The sequence below is a fragment of the Aquibium pacificum genome (genome assembly GCF_040839445.1).
Classification (GTDB): Bacteria; Pseudomonadota; Alphaproteobacteria; order Rhizobiales; family Rhizobiaceae; genus Aquibium; species Aquibium pacificus.
The window spans coordinates 672,619-687,155 of the sequence record NZ_JBDPGJ010000003.1 but is presented as its reverse complement, the minus strand read 5'-3'; the positions used below and the strand labels follow the sequence as shown (position 1 = coordinate 687,155).

Sequence of the window (14,537 nt, the reverse complement as noted above, 5' to 3'; positions counted from 1 at the left end):
ACCGGATGTTCTGGCTAATAGGCATGATCGGGTCGTCGATCGCCATCGTTGGCATTCTGGCCTTTGCCTATGTGCGGGAACGCCAGCGGCGCGAGCCTCCGCCGGGCGAGCGCGACAGGCGGTAATCGCTCGGCTGGGTTAAGCTGTCCCGCAGGCCTCAGGCGCCGAGCAGCCGCTCATCGAGCGGATAGGCGGAGAGTTTCTCGTTGCCCGTCGCGGTGATCAGGACCTGCTCCTCGAACTTCACGCCCTCGCGGCCGCCGAGCCGGCCGATATAGCTTTCCACGCACAGCACCATGCCCGGCTCCAGGATGCCGTCCGGCGTGTCGTCGGTCCAGTCGGAGGCATGCGGCAGGGTGGGATATTCGTCGGCGAGGCCGACGCCGTGATAAAGCACGCCGTAGCGGGTGGGGTAGCAGTCGCCGGGCGGCACGACGGAATGCTCCACCAGGTCGCGGAAGGAGACGCCCGGCCGCATCAGGTCCGTGTTCGCGGCGATCTGGTCGGCGGCGATGCGGTAGAGGTCGCGCTGCTCGTTGGTGGGGCGCACGTCTCCGGCGAGCCAGGTGCGGGAGATGTCGGCGCAAAAGCCGTACGGGCCGATCAGGTCGGTGTCGAAGGCGACGAGGTCGCCGGCTTCGATGACGCGCGCGGAGCATTCCTGGAACCAGGGATTGGTGCGCGGGCCCGAAGCGAGCAGCCGCGTCTCGATCCACTCGCCGCCGCGCGCGATGTTGCCGCGGTGGAGTTCGGCCCATAGTTCGTTTTCCGAGATGCCGGGGATCAGGACGGCTTCCATCCCGGCCATCGCCGCCTCGCAGGCCACAATCGCGCGGCGCATGGCGAGGAGTTCGTCGGGCGACTTGATGAGGCGGGCGTTCTCCATCACGGCTTCGCCGTTGTGGATCGAAACGTCGAGGAGCGCGAGTTCGGCCACGCCTTCCGGGTTCAGGTGATCGACCGCCAGCCGGGAATTGCCTCGGCCATGTTCACGCACGAGATCGGCTATGCCGGCGGCCCAGCGGCGGACCTTCCTGTCGGTCAATTCGCCGCCGTAGAGATACATCCACGACACCGCCGGCCGAACCTCGTCGACCACGCCGGAATGGTCCGAGAGGTGTTCGCAGGAGAAATAGTCGAACAGCACAACCGGCCCCTCGGTCGCCACGAAGCAGTGGCGCGTGGGGTTGTGGGCGACCCAGAGCTGCATGTTGGTGGAATCGGTCGCGTAACGGATGTTGACCGGGTCGTAGAGCAGGACGCCGGCATAGTCGCGGCGCTTCAGCTCCGCGCGGATGCGGTCGAGCCGGTAGCGGCGCATGGCGGGCAGGTCGGGTGCCGCGATGCCCGCCGCCGCCCACTCCGCGTCGGCGAGCGGACCGTAGCCGAGCGCATGGCTGTTCAGCGAGGCGGCCTTTTCGCGGGAGGCCTTCCGCAGCGCCGCCTCGTCGGGCGCGCCGCCGCCGGGGTCGCCCGCCGGATCGAAAGGCATGATCTTGCGATGACGTCCGAAGCTCGACCCCGCCGTCTCCATGCCCGTCCCCGCTACTTGGTGTCCGCCTTCGGCTTAGCCGACGCGCGGCGCCGCGACCGCGGCTTGGCAGCCGGCTCTGCGGCCTTGGTCTCTGCGGCTTTCGTCTCGGCGACCCTGGGAGTCGGGCGCATGACGAGTGACGTGCCCGGCCCGGGCTTGACCTCGTAGGCGCCGGTCTTGCGTACGAGGTCCGACAGCTTGCGGAAGCCGTAGGAGCGCGGATCGAAGTCGGGATAGCGGTTGACCAACTGCGTGCCGACGGCGCCGAGATGCACCCAGCCGTCAGCGCTTTCCATTTCCGCCAGAACGCGGCGGATCAGCGGGACGGCGGCGCTGGGCGGCTGCAGCGTCCCGGTCGGTCGTTCGTCGCCGGTGTCGGAACTGTCGTTGGCCGCGCCGGGCAGCAGGTTCTCGGTGTAGATGAAGCGTCGGCATGCCTGGCGGAAGCTTTCCGGCGTCTTCTGCTCGCCGAAGCCGAACACGTCGATGCCCTGCTCGCGGATGCGCGAAGCGAGCCGCGTGAAGTCGCTGTCGGACGACACGAGACAGAAGCCGTCGAAGCGGCCGGTGTGCAGGAGGTCCATGGCGTCGATGACCAGCGTGATGTCGGAGGCGTTCTTGCCGGTCGTGTAGGCGAACTGCTGATGCGGCACGATGGCGTGCTTGGCCAAGACGTCGATCCAGGCCTTCGAGCGGGTGCTGGAGAAGTCGCCGTAGATGCGGCGCACGCTGGCCTCGCCGATCTTGGCAATCTCCTCGAAGAGACCGTCGGCGATCTTGGCGGAAGCGTTGTCGGCGTCAATCAGGACGGCGAGGCGGGGCGAGCGGTCGGAGGAAGCCATGGCGTTTCCGTTCCTTGTCTTTTCGTCGTCGGGCCGGCCGGTCAGTCGACCTTCGAGGCGTCCTTGAACATGACGCGGTGGCGGCGGGTCTGGATCCAGTCATCCAGTTCCTCGCCGGTCATGTGGTGCGCGGGATCGAACCGGTTCCAGTTGGCGATCTCCTCCAGCGGCTTGCGCCAGCGCTTGTAGGGCGCCTTGGCGGGCGGCCCGAAAGCCATGATGTCGAGCACCGAAAGCTCCTCAGGAATGCCGAGGAGCGGCTTCATGGCCTCCTGCGCGGCCTGCTGTCCGATCGCAGTGATCCACCAGACATTGTAGCCGAGTGCCGCGGCGGCCAGATGGGCCGACATGGTGGCGGCTGCGACGGACTGGAGGAGGATGCGCTCGGCATTCTCCCTGTACATGCGGTTCAGGTCCGACGTGTCGTCCTTCAGCACCGGGAAGGCGGAGACCCAGCGGAAATCGGTCGCCACCACGATGAAGCCCGGCGCCGTCGCGAGCCCGCGATAGTCGGGCGTCGGGAACTTCATCTTCAGCTTGGCGCGGCGGCGCTGTTCCTCGACGAAGTAGCCGGCGATCTTCTCTTTCAGCTCGGGCTCGGTGATGACGATGAAGTGCCAAGGCTGGGCGTTCGCGCCCGACGGCGCGTGGCGGGCGGCCTCGAGGATCATCTCGAAATGCTCGCGCGGCACTTCGAACTGCGGATCGAAGGCGCGCACGGTGACGCGGTTGGTGACCACTTTCATCAGCGCGTCGTAGCGCTCGCGCGAGCCGATTTCCGGCAGGTCGACCGCGGCTTCGGCCTGAAGGAGTTCTTCCGGCGACAACGCCTCCGCATCTGCTTTCATGTGGTTCACTCCCTCATCTTTCTTGTGATTGAAACCGCTTCGTGCCGGCCCGCCGCCGTCTACCCGCCGTCGAACGCGAAGGACAGTGTCGTGCCGCCGGCACCCGACGTCCAGCGCGGGCTGGCGCGGAGCTGTCCCACGCCCGCCTCGATGATACGCAGGCCGAGGCCGCCGCTTGCCCGATCCCCGGAGACCACACCGGCGCCACCGACACCATCGTCGCGGCACAGGATCTCGATCCGGCCGTCGCCGGACATCGACCCCGTCACCTCGATACGGCCTTCCGTGCGGCCATCGAAGGCGTGCTTGATCGAATTGGCGATGAACTCGCTCATGACCATGGAGAGCGCGGAGGCAGTTTTCGCGCCGACCTCGACGGTGGGAAGCCGCACGTCGACCACAATGCCGGGTGGGCTCATTTCAGCCGTCAGCTCCTGCAGCCGCCCTCCGAGTTCTTCGAGATCGAGCCTCCTTCCGCCATCGGTCCGGTAGAACTGTTCGTGCAGGGAGGCCACCGCCTCGATGCGCGTCTCGACGGCGGCGAGCGTGTCCTTCGCTTCATCGCTTTGCGATCGCCTGCGCCGCTGCCTGACATAGGCGCCGATCGACTGGAGCGAATTCTTGACGCGGTGGTCGATCTCCTGGCGCATGAGTTCCTGACGCGACAGGGCAAGACGCAGATCGAGCTGGTTCATCACCTGCGCGGACAGAACGCGCAGGGCGTTGCGCTGGGCGTCGGAAAGCCGGCGCGGCTTGGTATCGAGCACGCAGAGCGTTCCCATCGGCAGCCCTTCGGCGGACTTCAGCAGGAAGCCCGCGTAGAATCGCAGGCCATTCGCATCGAGGCACAACGGGTTGTCGGCGGTGCGGTCGTCGGCCAGCGTGTCGGGGATCTCCATGTAGTCCTGCTCGAGGACCGCGTGCGAGCAGAGCGACGTCTCGAGCGGCGTCTCCCGGACGCCGAGGCCGACTTCTGCCTTGAACCATTGCCGGTCCCTGTCGATCAGGTTCACCACCGAGATCGGCGTCTCGCAGATCTGCGAAGCCAGCCCGACGATGTCGTCGAAGTCGCTCTCGCGCGGGGTGTCGAGGATGTCGTACTCACGCAGCCGAGCAAGACGCTCTTCCTGTCGCGGGTGTGGGGCGGCCTTCATGCGGTGTTCTCTGCCCAGTCTTGCGGTCGTCGTCTTCTTTGTGGTTACGGTTCTATTTGCGATCCGGCAAGTGACGAGCGCCGCCGACAGCTTTTGCGGCGGCCGGAGCGGGACACGAAGTCGCCGGCGCGCTTGAGTTTCCGGCGTTCGCCTCTAGAACCGTCGCGATGTACGCAGACCGCACCCGCAACACCAGGGAATTCCTCAAAGCCATCGCCCATTCGCGGCGGCTGGACCAGGCCGTGCGCATCGTCCCGATCGAGCCGGGCGACAGGATATTCGACTATGGCTGTGGAGACGGCGCGTTCTTCGACCAGCTCAGCCGGTACACCGCGAAGGAAAACCTGTTCGGCTACGATCCCTGGCTCCTCGGCGAAATGACCTTCGAGGGCGCCACGACCTTCGGCGCCGTGCCTGACTTCATCGACACGCTCGCGGGTACGTTCGACGTCGTCTACTGCATGGAGGTCTGCGAACATCTCTCCGACGCTGCGAACGCTGCCCTGCTGGACAACGTCGCGCGGCTCGGCAAGCCCGACGCCGTCTTCGTCTTCGGGGTGCCGATCGAAACCGGGCCGTCGGCGGTGCTGAAGAACCTCTTCCGCTGGTGGAAGGGCGGGCGGCAGGGTGCCAACCCGTCCCGAATATGGCGCACGACCTTTTCGCTTCCGGTCGAACGCGAATGGGTCGACGGCTGGTGCGGCACCCATATCGGCTTCGACCACCGGCGGTTTCGCGAAACGATCGCCGCCCACGGCTTCCGCGTCGAGCGCACCGTCTGCCTGCCGCTGCGCGGAACCTCGTCGGTTCTCAACAACGAGATCTATTTCGTCTGCAGGCGCTGACCCGCACCCGGTTCAGGCCCGCATCTTCTCGCCCGATGGATCGAAAGGCGGCTCGACGTTGATGCGCGCAGGGCGGCGGTGGCCGAGGATCTCGATCTCGAACAGGTTTTCGCTCTCATTTGCGGCCAGTTCAGCCGGCACGTAGCCCTGAGCCATCGATTTCCGCACATAGTGGCCGTAGCCGCCCGACGTGACCCAGCCGACGACGCGCCATTCGCCGTCGACGCTGCCGAGGATCGAGGCCGCACCCTTCTCGGCGGGTGAGGGACCGGCGACCTTGCCTTCGGCGTCATAGCGCTTCGGGCCGTGGCCGTGGGCCGCTTCCACGGTGCCGTAGTCCTTGTCGCCGACCCGCGCCCAGATCGGCTCGTCGCCCATCACGTCGGCGTCGAGCGCGTCGACGATCATGGACACGCGTCGCAGCTTTGGGCCGTCGGCCTTCTCCTTCGCTGCCGCGTCGCGGCCTATGAAGTCGTTTTTCTCCATCCTGACGAAGCGGTCCATCGAGCCCTCGAAGGGGCCGTAGATCGGCCGTAGCTCGCGGAACCAGGTGGGAAAGTTCTTTTCGAGCCGCATGGAGAGTAGGGCGCGCATGCCGAAATCGACGATACCGAACTCTTCGCCCGCCTCCTTGATGGCCGCGTAGACAAGCCGCTCGTAGGCCGGCGCCATCCAGATCTCGTAGCCGAGGTCGCCGGTATAGGTGATGCGGTTGACCATGCAGGGCGCGCCGCCGACCGCCATCTTGCGGAAATCCATGAAGCGGAAGGATCTCGAGGACACGTCCTCGTCGACCAGCTTCTGCAGCAGTTCCTGCGACTTCGGGCCGGCGATGGAGAGGCCGACCAGCGTCTGGTCGAAGCGGTGGATGCGGATGGACCCATCCTTCGGCAGGTGCCTTTCGAACCAGCGCATGTGGTACTTCTGCGCGGCGGAGGAGCCCCAGATCATGAAGCGTTCGTCGCCTGTCTTTGCGATGGTGAAATCGCCGATGAGCTTGCCGCGCTCGTTGAGCATGGGGGTAAGCACGATGCGGCCGACTTTCGGCATGCGGTTGGTCATCAGCCGGTTGAGGAAATCCTCCGCTCCCGGGCCCGACACCTCGTACTTGGCGAAGTTGGCGATCTCGGTGACGCCGACGCGCTCGCGCACCGCGCGGACTTCGTTGCCGACATGCTCGAAATCGTTGGAGCGGTGGAAAGAGACGACGTCCTTCGGCTCGGTGCCTTTCGGCGCGAACCAGAGCGGCGTTTCCAGCCCCCACGAATCGCCCATGACGGCGTTCTGCGCAACAAAAGTGTCGTAGAGCGGAGTCGTCTGTGCCGGCCTTGCGGCCGGGAGTTCCTCGTTGGGGAAGCGGATCGAGAAGCGGCGCGAATAGTTTTCGCGGACCTTGGCGTTGGTGTAGCGCAGGCCGGCCCACTCGCCGAACCGGGCGACGTCCATGCCCCAGACGTCGAATCCCGGATCGCCATTGACCATCCAGTTCGACAGCGCCAGACCGACGCCGCCGCCCTGGGAGAAGCCGGCCATCACAGCGCAGGCCGACCAGAAGTTGGTCAGGCCCTGTACGGGGCCGACCAGCGGATTGCCGTCGGGGGCGAAGGTGAAGGGGCCGTTGATGATCTGCTTGATGCCGGCCTTTTCGATGGCCGGGAAGTGGCGGAAGCCAACCTCCAGCGACGGCGCGATACGGTCGATGTCGGGCTGCAACAGCTCGTGGCCGAAATCCCACGGCGTGTTGACCGGCGACCAGGGCTTGCAGGCCTTCTCGTAGGTGCCGAGCAGCATGCCCTGGCGTTCCTGGCGGGTGTAGATTTCGCCGCGGAAATCGATGACGTGGCAGAGTTCGCGGCCGGTCGCCTTGTTGAACTCCATCACCTCGGGCATGTCCTCGGTGAGCAGGTACATGTGCTCCATGGCGAGCACGGGGAGTTCGAGCCCCACCATGCGGCCGATCTCGCGCGCCCACAGGCCGCCGGCGTTGACCACGTGCTCGCACTTCACCGTGCCCTGCTCGGTGATGACGTTCCAGGTGCCATCCGGCTCCTGCGTCAGTTCCTTCACCGGGTTGCGCAGCACGATCTCGGCGCCGAGCATCCTGGCCGCCTTGGCATACGCGTGCGTCGTGCCGGAGGGATCGAGATGGCCTTCGACCGGGTCCCACAGGGCGCCGACGAAATTGGTCTCGTCCATGATCGGGAACATGGCCTTCGCCTCGGACGGGGTGACCAGTTCGGTGTCCATGCCGAGATAGCGACACTTGGCGTGGACCAGGCGCAGGAAATCCATGCGCTCGGGCGTATCCGCCATCTGGAAGCCGCCGACCAGGTGCAGCCCGCAGGCCTGGCCGGTCATCTTCTCCAGTTCCTCGTAGAGGGAGATCGTGTAGGCCTGAAGCTTGGCGACGTTCGGGTCGCCGTTCAGCGTATGGAAGCCGCCGGCCGCGTGCCATGTCGAGCCAGACGTCAGCTCCGACCGCTCGATGAGCATGATGTCGGTCCAGCCGGCCTTGGCCAGGTGATAGAGCACCGAGCAGCCGACGACGCCGCCGCCGATGACGACGGCGCGTGTTTGCGTTTTCATCGTTATACCCCTTCTTGTTTGGACGCCGCCGCGAGCCGGTCGGGCACCATGACGAGTTTGCCCGGATAGCGCTTGGCGATGAAATCGGTCTGCGCCTCGGCTACCTGCGAGAAACGGTAGACCCTGGACACGACAGGCCGGATTTCCCCGCGCTCGATATAGGCGACAAGATTCTCGAAGACGCTTTTCGGCTGGAACGTGCTCCCCGCCAGGGTAAGGTCGTGAAGATAGAGCGTCCGGAGATCCAGTTCGCAGATCGGACCGCCGATGGCTCCGGCCGTGACGTACCGGCCTCCGCGCCTGAGGCATGCGATCAATGCCGGCCATTGCGGGCCGGCGACGAGATCGACGATGACGTCCACCGCCATTTCGCCGATTTCCGCGATCAGGTCGGCGTCGCGCTCGACGATCCGGTCCGCACCCAGTCCGGCGACGAAATCGTGCTTGGACCGGGAGGCGACCGCAATCACGTTCGCGCCGCGACGTTTGGCCAGTTGAACCGCCGCCGAGCCGACCCCGCCGGACGCGCCGGTGATCAGGACCGTCTCGCCTTCGCGGAGCGCAATCCGGTCGAGCATGTTCTCTGCCGTCGAGTAGGCGCAGGGGAAGGAGGCCAGTTCCGCGTCGCTCAACGCGCTGTCGACCGCCAGCGTCATCTCCGATTTCGCCACCGCATATTCGGCGAAACCGCCGTCGAAATCCGCGCCGAAGGTCAAAATGGCAAGGCCGCCCTCATCCGGCGGCTGTGGCTGCATCGACTGGACCAGCACCCGCTCGCCGATCCGCATCTGGTCGGATTTCGAGCCGGCGGCGACGATCCTGCCGCATACATCGGCGCCCTGGATGCGCGGAAACGCGATGGCCGCACCCGACCAGCTGGATTTCCGCGGCCCATCGTCTTCGAAACCGCCCGCCGCGTGGTCACCGCTTCCACCGGCAGCGCCCTCGAAGTACCAGCCGGTCCGCGTGTTGATGTCCGTGTTGTTTATGCCGGCCGCGCCCACCTCGATCAGCACCTCACCTTCGCCGGGGGCTGGCAACGGATGGTCGCCGACGACCTTCAGCATCTCCAGTCCGCCGTGACCGGTCAGGAGAATGCATTGCATATGGGCCGGAAGGGTCATCAGAAGTCCGTCGGCGCGCCGCCCTCGGCAGTGCGCTTTGCAACGAAGGCGTTGATCTCTTCCTCGATTGCGGGGTCGATCGGGGGTTTTTCGTATTCTGCCAGACGCTGTTTCCAGACCTTGTTGGCCTTGTCGAGGGCGGTGGGCGAGCCGGCTTCGGACCAGCTCTCGAAGTTGCGCCAGTCCGACAGGACGGGCGAATAGAAGGCGGTTTTGTAGCGTTCCTGTGTGTGCGGGGTGCCGAAGAAATGGCCGCCGGGGCCGACGTCGCGGATCGCCTCGATGGCGAGCGCGTCCTCGGAAAGGTCAAGCGGCGTCATGAACTCCGCCACCATCTGCAACAGGTCGATGTCGAGGATGGTCTTTTCGTAGGAGCAGCGCAGCCCGCCTTCCAGCCAACCCGCGGAATGCATGATCAGATTGCCGCCGCCCGTCACCGCGCCCCAGAGCGAGAAGACGCTCTCGTAGGCCGCCTGCGCGTCGACGGTGTTGGCCGCGCAGGTGTTCGACGTGCGGTAGGGGATGCCGTAGCGCCGCGCGAGCTGGCCGCCGACGAGCTGCGCCTTCATGTATTCGGGCGTGCCGAAGGCCGGCGCGCCGGATTTCATGTCGACGTTGGAGGTGAAGCCGCCATAGGCGACCGGCGCGCCCTTTCGTACCATCTGCGCGAACGCGATGCCGGCCAGCGCCTCTGCGTTCTGCTGCACGAGTGCGCCGGCGACCGTCACCGGCGCCATCGCGCCCGCCAGCGTGAAGGGCGTGACCACCACGACCTGGCCGTGCGAGGCCATCTGGATAATGCCCTCCATCATCGGGATGTCGAGCTTCAGCGGCGAGTTGGTGTTGATGATGGTGAAGATCGAGGGCTCTTCCAGCATCTGTTCGTGGCTGACGCCGCGGGCGATGCGGGCGATCTCGATGCCGTCGAGGTTGCGCTCGCGGCCGAGCGAATAGATATGGAACACCTTGTCGGTGAGCAGCGAGAGGTCGCGGATGCATTCGAGATGCCGCACCGAGGGATGGATGTCGATCGGCTCGACCGGATAGCCGCCGGTGCAACCGATGATGTTGTGCATCTGGGCGAGCCGCAGGAAGTTGCGGTAATCGGCCTGGTTGCCGGGCCGGCGGCCCTCGTCGAGGTCGGAGCAGTTCGGCGCAGAGGCCATCATCGAGAAGGTGATCTCGTTGCCGCCGAAACGCACGTCGTGGGCGGGGTTGCGCGCGTGGAGCGTGAACTCCGACGGGCAGTGGGAGACGAAGTCGAGGATCATGTCGGCATCGAAGCGCACGCGCTCGGAGCCGTCGCGAACCTCGGCGCCCGCGGCCTTCATCATGGCACGCGCCTCGTCGTGCAGCACGTCGACGCCGATCTCCTTCAAAACGCGCAGCGATGCGAGGTGGATCGATTCCAGCTCGTCGTCCGAGACCAGCTTCGTGAGGGGCAGCGGGTTTTTCAGGCGCCGGAACGGCGGCTGCTCGAAGGCTGCCGCTCCCCTGGCGCGGCTGCCGGCGCGTCCGCCGCGGCGCGATCGCTCGGCGGCGGGTGCGCCATCGATGGACGGTATTTCTGCGTTCATGGCTGACCTTCTTCCCCTCGCGGCAATCTTGGCGTTCCGCCGCGCCAGCGATAGCAGGGGTGGCGACCAGAAGGGCAAGGGAAGCGACATGGGTGCGACCCGTCCCGGTTGCCGGCGGAGGGCCAGCCGGTCCGGCATATGCTGGACGACTGCCGGGTCGGCGGCTGGCTCTCGACCCCATGCCAGCCGCCGGACTATCGAGCGCCATGACCGAAACCGCCGCCCAGACGCGACCGCCGCTGCCCGTCGCCGCCCTTGCGGGCGTGACGGCGACGGTGACCGTCTTCGCGCTGGCGCAGGGCCTGTCCTATCCGCTGTTCACCTTCCTCATGCAGGAACAGGGACTGCCGCCGGCGATGATCGGCCTGTCGGCGGCCATGACGCCGCTCGGCATCATCGTCTCGGCGCCACTGGTGCCGTGGCTGACGCGGATCGCCGGTGCGCCGGCGCTGGCGGTCGTCTGCGCGATCCTGGCGGCCGTGCTGTTCGCCTGCGTGGGATGGCTGCAGAACTTCTGGGCCTGGTTCCTGCTGCGTTTCCTGATCGGGGTGGCGATCGATCCGCTCTACGTGCTCAGCGAAGTCTGGATGATCTCGCTGGCGCCCGCCGCGCGGCGCGGCCGCATCATGGGGCTTTATACGGCGATCGTCGGCGCCGGCTTCGCGGGAGGGCCGCTGACCTTGTTCCTCGTCGGCACGAAAGGCTGGGCTCCGTTCGTGATCGGCATCGGCGCATTCCTCGCCTGCGTCCTGATCCTGCTCGTCATCGCGAAGTGGCTGCCGTCGATGACGGAGGACCGCACGCACGTCCCGCTCCGAAATTTCGTCCAGCTCGCACCCGCGCTGCTGCTCGCGACGGCTGTGGCGGCGGCTTTCGAGCAGAGCGTGCTGTCGCTGCTGCCGGTCTACGGCGCGGCCTACGGCATCCTCCCGCACGGGATGTCGGCGCTGCTGACGGTGATGATCGCCGGCAACATCGTGCTGCAGTTGCCCTTCGGGCTGATGGCCGAGCGATTTGCGCCGCGACACCTGCTCCTGATCTGCGCGGGGGTGAGCGCCGTCGGCGTCATGCTGCTGCCGGTCTTTATCGAGACGCCCGCAGTCTGGCCGCTGCTTTTCGTGGTCGGCGCCACGGGCTACGGCATCTACACCATGGCGCTGATCGAACTCGGCAACCGCTTCACCGGTTCCGCGCTGGTCGCGGGCAACGCCGCGTTTGCCGTGATGTGGGGCATTGGCGGCATCGCCGGGCCTCCGGGCTCGGGTTTCGCCATGCAGCTTGGCGGCGTGCAGGGCCTGCCGGCGGTGCTCGCCGCCATGTGCCTGGCCCTGATCGCGTTCGCGGCGTATCGCGAACGGGTCAGGCGCCGCGACGCGGCTTGAACCTTCCGCCTGGCCTCGTCTACACTGGCGGCATGCCGTTCGCCGCCCTCCTTCTCCAGCATGCGGATGCCGCCGTGACCCCGTCGCGGCGTACGTTGCATTCCGAGTTGCTGCGGCTGTGCGCGCGGATCGGGTATTCGCCGCCGCTCCTGTCGTGACTCCGCACCGGCGCTTGCCGGAATGATTCAACAGGAGATCACAACATCATGACCTACCAGAACTTTTCGCTGGCGCAGCTCCAGGCGATCGATGGCGCACACCATCTGCATCCCTTCACCGACCACAAGGACCTGCGCGCCGCCGGCGCGCGCATGATCACGCATGCCAAGGGGCCGTTCATCTACGACTCGGAAGGCAACGAGATCCTCGACGGCATGGCGGGGCTGTGGTGCGTCAACATCGGCTACGGCCGCGACGAGCTGGCCGAGGCCGCCTATGCCCAGATGAAGGAACTGCCCTACTACAATTCCTTCTTCCGCTGCTCGACGCCGACGCCGGTCCTGCTATCGCAGAAGCTTGCCGAGATATCGCCGCAGAACCTGAACCAGGTCTTCTACGGGTCGTCGGGTTCGGAGGCGAACGACACGGCGCTGCGGCTGGTGCGGCACTACTGGGCGCTGGAGGGCAAGCCTCAGAAGAACCGCGTCATCTCGCGCCAGAGCGCCTATCACGGCTCGACGATCGCCGGCACCTCGCTCGGCGGCATGAATGCCATGCACGGGCAGCTGCACGGCGCGGTGCCCAACATCGCCCATGTGATGATGCCCTATGCCTACGAATTGCAGCATGCCGGCGAGAGCGACCACGATTTCGGCCTGCGCGCGGCCAAGGCCGTCGAGGACGAGATCCTGCGCGCCGGGGCGGAAAACGTCGCCGCCTTCATCGGCGAGCCGGTCCAGGGGGCAGGGGGCGTCAAGATCCCGCCGGCGAGCTACTGGCCGGAGATCCAGCGCATCTGCAGGAAATACGACGTGCTCCTGATGCTGGACGAGGTGATCACCGGATACGGGCGGACCGGCGAATGGTTCGCGACGCAGTCGATGGGCATCGAGGCCGATACAATGACCACAGCCAAGGCGATCACGTCCGGGTACCAGCCGCTCTCGGCGCTGTTCGTCTCGGACCGCGTCGCTTCGACCATCGTGGAGAAAGGCGGCGAGTTCTTCCATGGCTACACCTATTCCGGTCACCCGGTGGCCTGCGCGGTGGCGCTGAAGAACCTCGAGATCATCGAGCGGGAAGGCATGATCGACCGCGTGCGCGAGGAGACGGGTCCCTATTTTGCCGCCGCGCTGAAGGAGCGAATCGCGGAGCACGATCTGGTCGGCGAGGTGCGGAGCTTCGGCTTCCTCGGGGCGATCGAGATCGTGAAGGACAAGGCGACGAAAGAGCGCTTCGCGCCGGCCGGATCGGCGGCGACGCTGATCCGCGACCACGCCATCGCCAACGGCATGATGCTGAGGGCTACCGGCGACACGATGATCCTGTCGCCGCCGCTGATCTGGACAAAGGAGATCATCGACATGGCCTGCGAGCGTATCGGCAAGGCGCTGGACTTGGCGAAGGAAGACCTGCGCAAGGCCGGATAAATACCGACCGGCTTTCGTGGCTCCCGGCCGTTGGTCGGGAGCCGATGCGAACTTACGCGACCGGAGAACGCCCATGTCCAACCCGCCCATCGTTCCGCTGATCGAGTACGAGGACGCCTCCCCGGAGGTGCGCGCCGTCTACGACGACATCATGGCGACGCGGAAGAGCGACTGGATCAACAATTTCTGGAAGGTGCTGGCACACGACCCCGCGCAGCTGAGGCGCATGTGGGAGAGCCTGAAGGAGATCATGGGCCCGGGCGCACTCGATCCGCTGACCAAGGAACTCATCTACATCGCCGTATCGGCGACCAACGGCTGCGAATACTGCACCTATTCCCATACCGCCGCGGCGCGCGCCAAGGGCATGACCGAGGCCATGCTGATGGAGGTGCTGGCGGTGGCGGGCAAGGCCAACGAGACCAACCGGCTCGCCAATGCGCTACGCCCGCCGGTCGACGAGGCGTTCAAGCCGAAGGGTTGATCGGCCGTGGCGGGCTGTTCCCGGAAAGTTCCATCGAAGATCGAAAATATACCTGATTGACTCCGGCGGCGCGGAGGTGTCCGGTCTCGCTCCCCCAATGACGAGATCGGAAAATCCATGACGAAGAGATCGTCGGCCAAGACCGCGCGCGAAGCGGCGCAGCTTGCACAGCAGCTCATGCTGACACCGATGGTGATGGCGATGCGCATGCCGATCCTCGCCGCCGAGGCCGGAAGCTCCGTACTGGCCGGCCGGCCCGAAAGCCTGGCAGCGGTTTCTGAGAAGATGGCAGCCGTGGCCGAAGGCGCCATGGCCGCGCAACTGGCCTTCCTGCGCGGCGCGGCGATGCTACCGATGTCGATGTTCCGCGCGACCTCGCATGCCGGGCCGCTGGTCGACCTCGCGGGTGAGGTGGCGGTTGCGGCGCTGAAGCCGGCGGCGCGCCAGGTCAGCCGTAATCACAAGCGCCTGAGCCGCACCCGCAAGGGATAGGCAAGGAGGGCTCCCCAAACGCGAAAACCGCGTTCTCCCGGGCAGGGAAGAACGCGGCTTGCCACGATACGCCTGGCTGT

At 66.3% G+C, this 14,537-nt stretch carries 13 protein-coding genes; 6 read left to right on the top strand and 7 right to left on the bottom strand.

Annotated features, from left to right (window positions below):
- Window positions 1-157: 157 nt before the first annotated feature.
- From ABGN05_RS15780 to ABGN05_RS15765, 4 genes are read right to left on the bottom strand one after another with little or no spacing between them, the layout of a single operon-like run.
- A complete protein-coding gene (locus ABGN05_RS15780) occupies window positions 158-1,534 on the bottom strand; it encodes a M24 family metallopeptidase (RefSeq protein WP_367954986.1) in 1,377 nt (458 codons plus the stop codon).
- An 11-nt stretch (window positions 1,535-1,545) separates the two neighbouring features.
- Window positions 1,546-2,376 carry an NYN domain-containing protein gene (locus ABGN05_RS15775; protein ID WP_367954985.1) on the bottom strand — a complete coding sequence of 277 codons (831 nt, stop codon included), beginning with the start codon at window positions 2,374-2,376 and terminating at the stop codon, window positions 1,546-1,548.
- Window positions 2,377-2,417: 41 nt separating this feature from the next.
- Entirely contained in the window at window positions 2,418-3,224 is an 807-nt protein-coding gene (locus tag ABGN05_RS15770) for a nitroreductase family protein (protein WP_367954984.1), read from the bottom strand.
- Window positions 3,225-3,283: 59 nt separating this feature from the next.
- Window positions 3,284-4,378 carry a histidine kinase dimerization/phosphoacceptor domain -containing protein gene (locus ABGN05_RS15765; RefSeq protein ID WP_367954983.1) on the bottom strand — a complete coding sequence of 365 codons (1,095 nt, stop codon included), beginning with the start codon at window positions 4,376-4,378 and terminating at the stop codon, window positions 3,284-3,286.
- A 167-nt stretch (window positions 4,379-4,545) separates the two neighbouring features.
- Here ABGN05_RS15765 and ABGN05_RS15760 point away from each other — a divergent pair, with 167 nt between their 5' ends.
- Window positions 4,546-5,223, top strand: coding sequence for a class I SAM-dependent methyltransferase (locus tag ABGN05_RS15760; RefSeq protein WP_367954982.1), 678 nt, complete (start codon window positions 4,546-4,548; stop codon window positions 5,221-5,223).
- A gap of 12 nt (window positions 5,224-5,235) precedes the next feature.
- Here ABGN05_RS15760 and ABGN05_RS15755 read toward each other — a convergent pair whose 3' ends face one another.
- The 3 genes from ABGN05_RS15755 to ABGN05_RS15745 are packed head-to-tail and all read right to left on the bottom strand — an operon-like array spanning window position 5,236 to window position 10,510.
- Complete coding sequence (locus ABGN05_RS15755) at window positions 5,236-7,809, bottom strand: GcvT family protein (RefSeq protein ID WP_367954981.1); 2,574 nt, start codon at window positions 7,807-7,809, stop codon at window positions 5,236-5,238.
- Between the two features lie 2 nt (window positions 7,810-7,811).
- On the bottom strand, window positions 7,812-8,933 hold the full coding sequence (locus ABGN05_RS15750; protein WP_367954980.1) for an alcohol dehydrogenase family protein: 1,122 nt from the start codon (window positions 8,931-8,933) through the stop codon (window positions 7,812-7,814).
- Window positions 8,933-10,510 (bottom strand): trimethylamine methyltransferase family protein, encoded by a 1,578-nt coding sequence (locus ABGN05_RS15745; RefSeq protein ID WP_367954979.1) that lies wholly within the window; start codon window positions 10,508-10,510, stop codon window positions 8,933-8,935. Before ABGN05_RS15745 ends, ABGN05_RS15750 begins: the two co-directional genes overlap by 1 nt.
- Before the next feature lie 206 nt (window positions 10,511-10,716).
- Here ABGN05_RS15745 and ABGN05_RS15740 point away from each other — a divergent pair, with 206 nt between their 5' ends.
- From ABGN05_RS15740 to ABGN05_RS15720, 5 genes are all read left to right on the top strand, one after another.
- Window positions 10,717-11,892 carry an MFS transporter gene (locus ABGN05_RS15740; protein ID WP_367954978.1) on the top strand — a complete coding sequence of 392 codons (1,176 nt, stop codon included), beginning with the start codon at window positions 10,717-10,719 and terminating at the stop codon, window positions 11,890-11,892.
- Window positions 11,889-12,050 (top strand): capsid protein, encoded by a 162-nt coding sequence (locus ABGN05_RS15735; RefSeq protein WP_367954977.1) that lies wholly within the window; start codon window positions 11,889-11,891, stop codon window positions 12,048-12,050. The genes ABGN05_RS15740 and ABGN05_RS15735 overlap by 4 nt, the downstream gene beginning before the upstream one ends.
- Window positions 12,051-12,098: 48 nt before the next feature.
- Window positions 12,099-13,481 (top strand): aspartate aminotransferase family protein, encoded by a 1,383-nt coding sequence (locus tag ABGN05_RS15730; protein WP_367954976.1) that lies wholly within the window; start codon window positions 12,099-12,101, stop codon window positions 13,479-13,481.
- 73 nt (window positions 13,482-13,554) lie between these two features.
- Window positions 13,555-13,965, top strand: a complete 411-nt coding sequence (locus tag ABGN05_RS15725; protein ID WP_367954975.1) for a carboxymuconolactone decarboxylase family protein — start codon at window positions 13,555-13,557, stop codon at window positions 13,963-13,965.
- Between the two features lie 117 nt (window positions 13,966-14,082).
- Window positions 14,083-14,457, top strand: coding sequence for a hypothetical protein (locus tag ABGN05_RS15720; RefSeq protein ID WP_072605725.1), 375 nt, complete (start codon window positions 14,083-14,085; stop codon window positions 14,455-14,457).
- The last annotated feature ends 80 nt before the right edge of the window (window positions 14,458-14,537 follow it).

Coding starts and splice junctions, on each gene's coding strand:
- ABGN05_RS15780 (WP_367954986.1), bottom strand. CDS start 1,534: ATGGAGACGGCGGGGTCGAGCTTCGGACGTCATCGCAAGATCATGCCT.
- ABGN05_RS15775 (WP_367954985.1), bottom strand. CDS start 2,376: ATGGCTTCCTCCGACCGCTCGCCCCGCCTCGCCGTCCTGATTGACGCC.
- ABGN05_RS15770 (WP_367954984.1), bottom strand. CDS start 3,224: ATGAAAGCAGATGCGGAGGCGTTGTCGCCGGAAGAACTCCTTCAGGCC.
- ABGN05_RS15765 (WP_367954983.1), bottom strand. CDS start 4,378: ATGAAGGCCGCCCCACACCCGCGACAGGAAGAGCGTCTTGCTCGGCTG.
- ABGN05_RS15760 (WP_367954982.1), top strand. CDS start 4,546: ATGTACGCAGACCGCACCCGCAACACCAGGGAATTCCTCAAAGCCATC.
- ABGN05_RS15755 (WP_367954981.1), bottom strand. CDS start 7,809: ATGAAAACGCAAACACGCGCCGTCGTCATCGGCGGCGGCGTCGTCGGC.
- ABGN05_RS15750 (WP_367954980.1), bottom strand. CDS start 8,933: ATGACCCTTCCGGCCCATATGCAATGCATTCTCCTGACCGGTCACGGC.
- ABGN05_RS15745 (WP_367954979.1), bottom strand. CDS start 10,510: ATGAACGCAGAAATACCGTCCATCGATGGCGCACCCGCCGCCGAGCGA.
- ABGN05_RS15740 (WP_367954978.1), top strand. CDS start 10,717: ATGACCGAAACCGCCGCCCAGACGCGACCGCCGCTGCCCGTCGCCGCC.
- ABGN05_RS15730 (WP_367954976.1), top strand. CDS start 12,099: ATGACCTACCAGAACTTTTCGCTGGCGCAGCTCCAGGCGATCGATGGC.
- ABGN05_RS15725 (WP_367954975.1), top strand. CDS start 13,555: ATGTCCAACCCGCCCATCGTTCCGCTGATCGAGTACGAGGACGCCTCC.
- ABGN05_RS15720 (WP_072605725.1), top strand. CDS start 14,083: ATGACGAAGAGATCGTCGGCCAAGACCGCGCGCGAAGCGGCGCAGCTT.